Annotated in this window: 8 protein-coding genes; 2 read left to right on the plus strand and 6 right to left on the minus strand. The window is 73.5% G+C overall.

Annotated features, from left to right (window positions below; translation table 11 throughout):
• Nucleotides 1-148: 148 nt before the first annotated feature.
• Nucleotides 149-1,996, plus strand: coding sequence for a gamma-glutamyltransferase (ggt, locus tag ACI79Y_RS14075; protein WP_457159075.1), 1,848 nt, complete (start codon nucleotides 149-151; stop codon nucleotides 1,994-1,996).
• A 230-nt stretch (nucleotides 1,997-2,226) separates the two neighbouring features.
• A complete protein-coding gene (locus tag ACI79Y_RS14080; RefSeq protein ID WP_457159076.1) occupies nucleotides 2,227-3,813 on the plus strand; it encodes a sodium:solute symporter family transporter in 1,587 nt (528 codons plus the stop codon).
• Between the two features lie 39 nt (nucleotides 3,814-3,852).
• Here the strand turns inward: ACI79Y_RS14080 and ACI79Y_RS14085 are convergent, their stop codons facing one another.
• The 6 genes from ACI79Y_RS14085 to ACI79Y_RS14110 all read right to left on the minus strand — a co-directional run bounded on the left by ACI79Y_RS14085 (nucleotide 3,853) and on the right by ACI79Y_RS14110 (nucleotide 10,568).
• The gene (locus ACI79Y_RS14085) at nucleotides 3,853-4,569 is read right to left on the minus strand and encodes a spermidine synthase (protein WP_457159077.1); all 717 of its coding nucleotides are present in this window, start codon (nucleotides 4,567-4,569) and stop codon (nucleotides 3,853-3,855) included.
• A 233-nt stretch (nucleotides 4,570-4,802) separates the two neighbouring features.
• Nucleotides 4,803-5,624, minus strand: coding sequence for a CmcJ/NvfI family oxidoreductase (locus ACI79Y_RS14090; protein WP_457159078.1), 822 nt, complete (start codon nucleotides 5,622-5,624; stop codon nucleotides 4,803-4,805).
• 10 nt (nucleotides 5,625-5,634) lie between these two features.
• The gene (locus ACI79Y_RS14095) at nucleotides 5,635-6,660 is read right to left on the minus strand and encodes a 2Fe-2S iron-sulfur cluster-binding protein (RefSeq protein WP_457159079.1); all 1,026 of its coding nucleotides are present in this window, start codon (nucleotides 6,658-6,660) and stop codon (nucleotides 5,635-5,637) included.
• The gene (locus tag ACI79Y_RS14100; RefSeq protein ID WP_457159080.1) at nucleotides 6,645-7,826 is read right to left on the minus strand and encodes a sugar ABC transporter substrate-binding protein; all 1,182 of its coding nucleotides are present in this window, start codon (nucleotides 7,824-7,826) and stop codon (nucleotides 6,645-6,647) included. Before ACI79Y_RS14100 ends, ACI79Y_RS14095 begins: the two co-directional genes overlap by 16 nt.
• Nucleotides 7,827-7,872: 46 nt before the next feature.
• Nucleotides 7,873-8,949, minus strand: coding sequence for an ABC transporter permease (locus ACI79Y_RS14105; RefSeq protein ID WP_457159081.1), 1,077 nt, complete (start codon nucleotides 8,947-8,949; stop codon nucleotides 7,873-7,875).
• Nucleotides 8,946-10,568, minus strand: a complete 1,623-nt coding sequence (locus tag ACI79Y_RS14110) for a sugar ABC transporter ATP-binding protein (RefSeq protein WP_457159082.1) — start codon at nucleotides 10,566-10,568, stop codon at nucleotides 8,946-8,948. The genes ACI79Y_RS14105 and ACI79Y_RS14110 overlap by 4 nt, the downstream gene beginning before the upstream one ends.
• Between the last annotated feature and the right edge of the window lie 317 nt (nucleotides 10,569-10,885).

The following is a 10,885-nucleotide window of genomic DNA, read 5'->3' on the forward strand; positions in this document are numbered from 1 at the left end:
CCCGGTCCGGCCGGAGACGGTCGGGGCAGCCGCGGGGTCGGTTCGTGGCGGGTCGCCGCGGACACGCCGGGGCGCGCCCCTCCGTGGTTGCCCGGGTCGGGCCGCGGGTGTCCAGTGGGGTCGCCCGCTGGCGACCCGAGGAGCTCCCATGCCACGACGACGGTCCACCCTCCTGGCCCTCACCGGGCTCACCGCCGGGCTGGTCCTCGGCGGCCCCCTCGGGCCGGCGGCTGCTGACCCGGTGCCGGACCGGCAGCCGCTGGCGGTCGGCACCGGCGGCGCCGTCGCCACCGTGGACCCGGACGCGACCCGCGTCGGCCTGGAGGTGCTGGCCGACGGCGGCAACGCAGCCGACGCCGCGGTCGCCGCGGCAGCCGCGCTCGGGGTGACCGAGCCGTACTCGGCCGGGGTCGGCGGCGGCGGGTTCTTCGTCTACTACGACGCCGCCAGCCGCACGGTGTCGACCATCGACGGCCGGGAGACCGCACCGCTCGCGATGGGGGCCGGCGCCTTCCTCGACGGGGAGGGGGCGCCGCTGCCCTTCGCGGAGGCGGTGCAGAGCGGGCTGTCGGTGGGCACCCCCGGTACGCCGTTGACCTGGGCTCGCGCGCTGGATCAGTTCGGCACGCTCTCGCTGGGCGAGGCGCTGGAGGGTGGCACCAGGCTGGCCCGGGAGGGCTTCGTCGTCGACGAGACCTTCCGGGAGCAGACCGCGGAGAACCAGGAGAAGTTCGCCCGCTTCGCCGCCTCCGCCGACCTCTTCCTGCCTGGCGGTGCGCCCCCGGAGGTCGGCTCGGTGTTCCGCAACCCCGGCCTGGCGGGCACCTACGAACTGCTGGCCACCGAGGGCGTGGGCGCGTTCTACACCGGCGAGCTGGCGGGAGAGGTCGTGCGCACCGCGCAGGACCCGCCGGAGGCCGACGGCGCCGCTGAGGTGCGGGCCGGGCTGCTCGCCGAGGAGGACCTGGCGCGGTACGACGCCCCACGGCGCGAGCCGACCCGGGTCGACTACCGCGGTCTGGAGGTGTACGGCATGGCGCCGCCCTCCAGCGGCGGGTCGACGGTGGGGGAGGCGCTGAACGTCCTGGACCTGTTCCGGCTCAGCTCCCTGCCCGACGCCCCGGTGCTGCACACCTACCTGGAGGCCAGCGCGCTGGCGTTCGCCGACCGGAACACCTACGTCGGCGACCCGGCTTACAGCCAGGTGCCGCTGGCCGAGCTGCTGGACCCGGGGTTCGCCGCCGAGCGGGCCTGCGCCATCGACCCCGCGGCCGCGCTGGCCAAGCCGGTGCCGGCCGGTGTCCCCGACGGTGGGTACGGCCCGTGCCCCGCCGAGGACGCCGCCGCGGGCGAGAGCGGCACCGAGGGGCCGAGCACGACGCACCTGACCGTCGGTGACGCGGCCGGCAACATCGCCAGCTACACGCTGACGATCGAGCAGACCGGCGGCAGCGGGATCACCGTCCCCGGTCGCGGCTTCCTGCTGAACAACGAGCTCACCGACTTCACGTTCGCCCCCGCCGACCCGACCGTGCCCGAGCCGAACCTGCCCGCTCCCGGCAAGCGCCCGCGCAGCAGCATGGCGCCGACGATCGTGCTGCACGACGGCGAGCCGGTGCTGGCCCTCGGCTCGCCGGGTGGCAGCACGATCATCACCACGGTGCTGCAGACGCTGGTCAACCGGATCGACCGGAACATGGACCTCGCCGAGGCGATCGCCGCCCCGCGGGCGACCCAGCGCAACACCGAGTCGGTGCTGGCCGAGCCGGCGTTCCTCGCCGTCCACGGGGAGGAGCTGGCGGCGCTGGGCCACTCGTTCACCGAGACCCCGGAGATCGGCGCGGCCACCGGGATCGAGTACCTGCCCGGTGGGCTGCTGCTCGCGGCCGCGGAGTCCGAGCGGCGGGGCGGCGGGAGCGCCGGCGTGGTGCACGACGTGCCGGGTGACCGCGCGGCAGGTGGCTCGCTGGCCCCGCAGTTGGGCGCGGGGCGCTAGACCCCGGCGCCAGTCCGTCCCGCACGCGGGGCCCAGGGCGGCGGTCCGGGCCCGTGGGACGGCGTCTCGGCGGTGGCTGCCCGGCGCCACGGACGACGCTGTCCGTCGAGGCCGGCCACTCACCAGCCGAGCTGGTTCCGGTGCGCAGCGAAGCCGGGCGTTCCGAGTCGCGCGGTGGCGACGGCTGCGCCACCGTGAGGACGCGCAACGGAGCGTGCGGAGGAGCTGTCATGCCGGAGTTCGAGCTGGCGACCGTCGACCTCGTGGTGATCGGCGCCTACGTCGTCATGATCCTCGCGATCGGGTTCTGGGTGGCCCGCCGGACCGGGGACTCCGACGACTTCTTCCTCGCCGGACGCGGCATGGTCTGGCCGCTGGTCGGCTTCTCGCTGATCGTCACCAACTTCTCCGGCACCCAGTTCCTCGGGCTGGCCGGTGCCGGCTACGACAGCGGCATCGCGGTGTGGAACTTCGAGTGGATGGCCACGCTGGTGCTGCTGGTGTTCGCCGTCCTCATCCTGCCGATCTACCTGCAGTCCAAGATCAGCACCGTTCCCGAGTTCCTGGAGAAGCGGTTCGACCGGCGCTCGCGGTACGCGTTCTCGGGCTTCACGGTGCTCACCGGCATGCTCATCGACTCCGCCGGCGGCATGTTCGCCGGCGCGCTCGTGCTCAACCTGCTGTTCCCCGACGTCCCGCTGATCGTGCACGTCATCGCGATCGCCCTGCTCGGTGGCGTGTACGTCATCCTCGGCGGGCTCCGGGCGGTGATGATCACCGACACCATCCAGGGCGTGCTGCTCTTCGTGGCGGCCGGCATCATCTTCGTGCTGGTCTTCGGGGAGTTCGACTACCAGTGGTCGGCGATCCCCGAGCTCGCGCCGGAGGACGGCTTCACCATCGCCCCGCCGCCCGACGACGACTTCCTGCCCTGGCCGGGCATCTTCACCGGGGCCATCTGGCTGGGCTTCTACGTCTGGGTCGCCAACCACGTCGTCGTCCAGCGGGTGCTCGCGGCGAAGAACCTGGACCACGGTCGCTGGGGCGCCCTGTTCGCCGGTTTCATGCAGCTGCCGCTGCTGGTGCTGCTGATCTTCCCCGGCATCCTCGCCCGGGACGTCTTCCCGGACCTGGAGAACCCCGACCTCGCCTGGCCGTCGCTGATCTTCGAGTACATCCCCATCGGCCTGCGCGGCCTCGTCGTCGCCGCGTTGCTCGCCGCCCTGATGTCCACGCTGGACTCGGTGCTCAACGGTGCCGCCAGCCTGGTCATCAACGACTTCGTCAAGACCCGCGACAAGGAGTACAGCGAGAAGCAGCTGCTCCGGATGAGCCGCATCCTGGTCGGCATCCTGATGGTCATCGCCGTGGCGTGGGCGCCGGTCATCCTGTCCTTCGACACGATCGTCCAGTACTTCCAGTCGTTCCTCGGCTACGTGACCATGCCGATCGTCGTGGTGCTGCTCGGTGGGATCTTCTGGAAGCGCGCCACCTCGCGGGCGGCCTTCTGGACGCTCGTGGGCGTGATCCCCGTCGGGCTGGTCGGCTTCGCGACCGGGGAGATCTTCGACCTGCACGGCGTCCAGTTCCTCTACGCGACCGGGATCATGTTCCTGCTCAGCGTGGTCAGCCTGGTGGGCATCTCGATGGTCACCGAGCCACGGCCGGCCGAGGAGATCGCCGAGGTCGTGTTCGACCGGAAGACCTGGCGCGAGGAGTCGGTGGAGCTCCGGGACAAGCCGTGGTACCGCAACTACCGGTACCTCGCGCTGGGCCTGGGGGTGTTCACCGTGGCCGTGGTGGTGCCGTTCATCTGAGGCGCGCGTTCCCGCCCTCGCTCGGGGACGGGCCGTGGTTCAGCCCCGGGCGGTGGCCAGGTAGACCGTGTTGGTGGCCACCCGCTCCTGGAGCGGGTTGGGGAAGTCGATCACCTGCGCCTCGACGTCGGCGAAGACCGCGGACAGCGCCGCCAGGTACTCCTCGTCGGGTGGGTCGTTCGACCACAGCGAGAAGACGCCACCGGGCCGCAGGAGCGCGGCCAGCCGCGCCGTGCCGGCAGGTCGGTAGAACGGCGCGTTGCCCTCGTCGAGCAGGTGCCCGGGGGAGTGGTCGATGTCCACGACGACGGCGTCGAAGACCCGCCCGGGGGTCGCGGGATCCAGACCGTCACCGGCGACCATCGCGAAGAAGTCGCCCTGCACCAGCCGGCACCGGGGGTCCTCGGCGACGACGCGCCCCAGCGGGAGCAGCCCCTGCCGGTGCCACCCGATGACCGGCTCCAGCAGATCGACCACCACGACGTCGTGGACCCGGGGGTCGGCCAGCACCGTCTGCGCGGTGTACCCGAGCCCCAGGCCGCCGACCGCCACGTCGAGCCGGTCGCCGTCCAGCCGCGCCAGGGCCAGCCGGGCGACCTCGACCTCGGCGACCGTGAACAGCGACGACATCAGGAACTCATCACCCAACTTGACCTCGAACACGTCGGAACCGGTCACCGGATCCCGTCGCCGGCGGAGGCTGAGCTCACCGATCGGTGTGGCGCTCCAGGCCAGCTCCTCCAGGCGCTTGCTCATCCGATCCCCGTCTCCTGCCACTCGTCGCCCGGGCCGCACGGCTCCTGGCGTCCCCGTGGCCTGTCCCGGTGGCCGGCCGGGGGTGCTCGTCCGGAGACCCCAGTGTCGCGCCCCGACCCGCCGACGGGCTGGCCGGGGCGGGAAGCACGTCGCCGGAGGTGCACAGCCCCGCGACCGAGCTAGCGGACGACGGGAGGACGCCGGGCCGGGCTCGAACTCGAACTCGGGCTACCTCAGGTGAGGTAGGCGAAGGTGCGGAACTCGATGCTGTGCCGGGGCGCCCCGTCCTGCCCGGCGGGATCCGGGAACGCGGAGTGCGGTGCCGCCCAGGCGACGCCGCGGTCGGTGTCGCCCAGCTTGATCAGCAGGACCTCGTCCCGGGTCATCCCGGGGAAGTACCACCAGGCCTGCGCGGGGTCGTGGCGGGTCTTCCAGCTGCTGCCCACCGGCTTCAGATTGTCGACCGGGCCGAACGGGTCGTCGGGCAGCTCGTCGACGAAGTATGTGCTGACCGGCGCGCCGTCGTCCGCGGAGACCGTGCGGACGTCGCAGAGCGCCAAGGGCCAGTCCTGGGGTGGCGGGCTGAACACCCGCCAGGTGCTGGTGACGACCGCCCGCCGGAACCCCGGACCGTCGGGGAAGTGCCGTGCGTACGCCCGCGCCACCATGCCGGGCACGTGGTCGGGGGCGTAGTCGACGTGCACCCCGCTGGCCGGCGGCTGCGCGCCGTGCTCGGCCGGGGCGACCGAGCGGCGCAGCTCCCAGCCCCGCGAGAGGACCAGATCGACGCCCAGCTGCTCCTGCACGAACCGGCAGACCTCGGGGACGTAGACGGACTCCAGTTGGGCCGGGTCGGTGAGGTCGGTGACCGCGCTGCGGTGGTCGACGATCGCGAACCCGTGGACGTCGAGGGCGAAGGAGCGCCGGACCGGGCGGCCGTTCCGGATGGTCACGGGGTGCTGCTCGCTGCGGACGGTGGAGGTCCGGGCCCCGGGGGCGATGAACAGCCGCAGTACGGTGGACCGCGGGTCCAGGAAGCTCAGCTCGGCCCGCACGGCGGGGGGCTCACGCGTCGAAGTCGACGGTCACCGACCGGCTCACCGGGCGGGTCCGGCAGGTGAGCACGGCGCCGGCCGCCACGTCGGTGGCGCTGAGGTGGTGGTTGGTCACCATGTCCACGTCGCCGTCCACGACGCGGGCCCGGCAGATGCCGCACATGCCGCCCAGGCAGGAGAACGGGACGTCGGCCCCCAGGGCGCGTGCGGCGTCCAGCAGCCAGGTGGACCGCGGGACGGTGGTGGTGACCGCCGCACCGCCGGACAGCACCTGCACCCTGCTCGTCCCCGCCACCGGGGCCACCGCGGTCGGCACGACGTCGAACAGCTCGGTGTGCACCCGCCGGTGCGGCACCCCGAGCGAGGCGAGGATCGGGCGCAGCGTGCCGACCAACGCTTCGGGCCCGCACAGCCACACCCCCGTCATCCGGGACAACGGCCCGTCCGCCGCGAGCAGCCGGCGCCAGTCGTCCGCCGACGGGCGGCCGGCGCCCGGCGTCCGGGTCCACACGCGGGTCAGCGAGAACCGCCCGGGATGGTCCGCCAGGAGCTGGTCGACCTCGGCACCGAACAGCTGGCTCGACGGTTCCCGGTCGACCCGGAGCAACCGGATCCGGGCCCGCGGGTCCCGCAGCCGGCTGGCGACGACCGACAGCACCGGGGCGATGCCCGCCCCGGCGGCCACGAAGAGCGCGTCGCCCCCCGGGGCGCCCGCGCCGAAGGTCCCGGCGGGTTCGCTGACCTCGACCAGGTCTCCCACCGCCACCCGGTGCACGAGCCAGGAGGACACCTGCCCGCCCCCGGGGCGTTCCCGCACCCCGATGCGCAGCGGACCGCCTGGCGGGGCGCAGATCGAGTACGACCGGCGCAGCTCCCGGCCGTCCGCCCGGGTGCGCACCGCGACCCACTGCCCGGCGCGGAAGGCGAACCGGTGCCGCACGGCAGCCGCCACCTCGAAGGTGACGGCTGCCGCGTCCGCGCCCAGTCGCTCCACCTGGGCGACCGGCAGGGCGTGGAAGATCAAGACAGACCCCACAGCTCCCGGTACACCTCGCTGTAGGTGTCTCCGCCCCACAGCGACTCGTCGCCGAAGCTGCCCTGGTCCACCTCGACCGAGTCGATGTTGGAGGCGTCGAACGCCCGGCTCGGGCCGGTGGAGCTCTCCAGCGGCTCGGCGCCGGTGAGCATCCGCAACACCTGGTCGGTGACCGCCCAGCCAGCCCAGCGATCGCTGCCGAGCGCGTCGTAGGCCTGCTGCCCCGAGGCGACCCGCTCCAGCGACGCGATGTCCCCGATGGCGCTCACCACCTTCACGTCACCGCCGGTGGGCGCGTTCTGCAGGCCCTGCAGGACGTAGCTAACGTTGGCATCGAACTCCGAGACGACGTAGTCGATCTCCGGGTCCTGCAGCAGGGCGGTGCTGACCTGGGTGCCGAGCTGCGACAGCTGGGACGCCGTCGTGGTGATCACCGTCGTGGTGCAGTCGGGGCACACCTCCTCGAACCGGGGGAGGAGCCCTTCGTCGATGTAGGCCCGCTGCTGCGGGCTGTCCACCTGCGCGACGACGAGCACGTCGGCCTCGCCACCGGAGTCGACGGTCACCCAGTCGGCCATGTCGGTGATGATCTGGTCGCCACCGGTGGCGAGGTAGGCCAGCTCCGCGGTCCCGGGAGCGGCTTCCTGCCCGCTGACCAGGATCGAGATGCCGGCCTCCTGGAGCTGCGCGACACCCTGCGCGGCGAGACCGAGCGGGACCTGCTCGAGCACGACGACGTCGACCTCCTGGGCGAGGGCCTGGTTGATGCAGGCCGCCACGCCGGCCGGGTTGAACTTGCCGTCGCAGGCGCTGGCCTCCATGCCGACCTCGCCGGTGGCCTCCTGCACCGCCGCGAAGACCGACTGGAACGCCGGGATCTGCAAGGAGATGGGGATGTACAGGACCTTCTTCCCCGCGACCTGGTCGACGCCCTCGAGTGCGGGCCCGGGGGCGGTGAACGGCTCCGGGACGGCGAGGTTGGCCTCCACCGTCGCGAGCGCCTCGCTGTTCACGTCCGCGGTGGCATCGCGGCCCGAGTCGTTGCCGGCCGGCGCGGCCGCCGACTCGTCCGACGACGAGCAGGCGGCCGCCAGCAGCAGCGTCCCGGCGCAGGCGAGGACGGTGATGCCTCGGACCACGGCGTTGTGGCGAGGAGGTGTCGACATGGACGTCCCTTTCGAAGGAGGTGCGGACGGAGGTGGGGGAGGAGCGTCAGAACCGGGACCGGCGTCGGCGCAGCAGCGTCGACACGGTCACCGCGACGACGAGCGAGCCGCCGAAGAACACGTCGCTGATCCAGCCGGTGAGGCCGAGCAGCTGCAGCCCGACGATCCCGGTGGCCAGGAAGAACACCGCGATCCAGGTGCCCAGCGGGTTGAACCGGCCGGGGAAGAGGATCGCCGTGCCCAGGAAGGTGGCGGCCAGCGCCGGGAGCAGCTGGATGCCGGAGCTGGTCGGGTCGAAGCCGCCGATGTTGGCGGCCAGCAGCACCCCGGCGAGCCCGGCGATGGTGCCCGAGAAGGTGAAGGCACCGAAGCGCATGCGGTTGACCCGGATGCCGGCCAGCCGGGCGACCTCGCGGTTGGCGCCCACGAAGGCCATGTGCCGGCCCAGCGGGGTGACGTGCAGGACGTAGGCGAAGGCCAGGGTGAGGGCCACGCCGTACCAGAAGAACAGCGGCATCCCGAGGAAGCGGTCGGTGACGATCTCGCCGAAGGACACCGGCAGCCCGGTGACCGTGCTCATCCCCGAGATCCACAGCGCCACGCCCTGCAGGGCGGTGGCCACACCGAGCGTGGTGATGATCGGGTCGACGCCGAGGACGACGACGATGACGCCGTTCAGCGCACCGGCGAGCGCGCCCAGGAGCAGCGCGAAGGCCACCGCGGCGGGCAGGCTCCAGCCCTGCTGCGCGTACAGCACGGTCACCGTCACGCCGGTCATGCCCATCACACCGGCCACGGAGAAGTCGAACTCCCCGACGCAGAACGGGGCGAGCACGGCCATGCAGAGGAACACCAGCTGGCCGTTCGCCCCGAAGATGATGTTGAACGTGCCCTCGCGGAGGAACAGGTCGGGGTTGACCAGCGCGAAGACCGCGGCCATGGCGGCCCACAGTCCGACCACCGCCCAGCGCCTGAGGAGGTCACCGCCGGACACCCGGCGACCCGCCCGTGCCGGCCGGCCGGCCGGGGCCGGCGCAGCAGAGGCCGAGCCGGGGACGGCGGCGTCCAGGTCGCCGGGGCGGTCGGTGCCGGAACGGTCGGCTGCGGAGACGGACGTGCTCATGCGGACTGCCCTTCGGTGATGGTCGCGGGGGTCGGGGTCGCGGAGGTGGTGCGCTCCGGGGTCGTGGTCTCGGAGCGGTAGACGGCGTCGAGGACCTGGTCGGCGGTCAGCGGTGCTCGGAGCTCGCCGGTCACCGTCCCGCCGTCCAGGACGAGGACGCGGTCGCAGACGGTGGCGAGGTCCTCGTTGTCGATGGAGGAGACGAGGACGGCCGCGCCGGCGGCGGCGGCCTCGCGGATGCTGCGCAGGATGTCCCGGCGGGCGCCGACGTCGACGGCCTGGGTGGGCTCGTGCAGCACCAGCACGCTCGGCCCGGCGACCAGCCACTTGCCGAGCAGCAGCTTCTGCTGGTTGCCTCCGCTCAGCGCGGCCACGGGGAGGTCGCCCTGCGGGGGTGTGATGCCGAGGTGCTCGACCACCCAGGCGAACTCCTCGCGCTGCCAGTGGGAGGTCACCCGCCACGGACCGCTGCGGGCCCGCACCCGGGGCAGGGACAGGTTGTCCTGTGCGCTCATCGACACGGCGAGGCCCTGCTGTGCCCGGCCCTGCGGGACCAGGGCCACACCGGCGTCGAGCAGTACCCGGGGGTCGGCGCCGGCCAGGTTGATCTGCTCGCCCTCGACCCGGACGTTGCCCCGGCCGGCGCTGACCCCGGCCAGCACGTAGGGCAGCTCGTCGTGCCCGGCTCCGGTCGTGCCGGTCACTCCGACGACCTCGCCGGCGTGCACGGTCAGGTCCAGTGCGTGCAGGGTCGGCGACGTCACGCCGCGCAGTTGCAGCACGGCCGTGCCGGGCCGGGTGGGGACGGCGTCGTGCAGGGCCTGGGTGTCGGCGTCGGCGCCGAGCATCAGCCGGGTGATCTCCCGGCGGCTGGTCTGTGCGGTCGGGATGCCGGCAGCCGCCACCCGCCCGTCCTTGAGCACCGTGACCCGGTCGGTGAGGGCGATGACCTCGTCGAGCTGGTGGCTGACCAGCAGGATCGCGCACCCGGCGGCCGCGAGCTCCCGCACCGTCGCGTAGAAGCCGGTCAGCACCTCGCGGGGCAGGGACTGGGTGGACTCGTCGAAGACCAGCACCCCGCCGTCGCCGCTGTTCTGCAGGGCGCGGGCGATGGCCACCAGGGCCCGGTCCGCGGGCGGCAGGGTGGACACCAGCGCGTGCGGATCGATGTCGGAGCGCAACCGGGCCAGCGATGCGGCGACGGCCTGCGTCTCCAGGTCGCGGCGCACCCGCCGGGAGAACCGGCCGCGGCGGTAGCGGCCCACCCGGACGTTGTCCAGCACGCTCTGGCCATCGACCAGCCCCAGGTCCTGGTGCACGAAGGCCACGCCGAGGGCGTCGAGCTGCGCCACGCTCAGCGGCAGGGGGTGGCTCTCACCGCCGCTGACGACGGAGCCGGCGTCGGCCCGGTGCAGCCCGGAGAGCACCTTGATCAGCGTCGACTTGCCGGAGCCGTTCTGGCCTACCAGGCCGTGCACCTCACCGGGGTGCAGCTCGAGGCTGACGTCGTCGAGCACGCGGGCCGGTCCGAAGCTCTTGGACACCGAGACCATGGCCAGCGTCGGCCCGGCCGCCGGCGCGGCGGGATCGGGGCTGCGGTGGACGGGTGCGGACGGCATCGTGTGCACCTGCGACCTCCATTTCGGTAGGGGCGGCGGACCCGGCGATGTGACCCCGGCTACACCGGGGCTCAGCATGGGGACCGTGGGGTGGCGTCCGGAAACGCCGTTCGGGTATGCCCGGTCATCCGCGCGGCGGATGACCGGCCGGGCCGCGGGCAGCCCGCAGGGAGCCGGCAGCCGCCCGGGAAGGGCCGCTGCCGGCTCGCCCGGCGCGGCCCGGGGGGGGGGGGGGGGGGGGGGGGGGGGGGGGGGGGGGGGGGGGGGGGGGGGGGGGGGGGGGGGGGGGGGGGGGGGGGGGGGGGGGGGGGGGGGGG

This window comes from Modestobacter sp. SYSU DS0875, assembly GCF_054050915.1.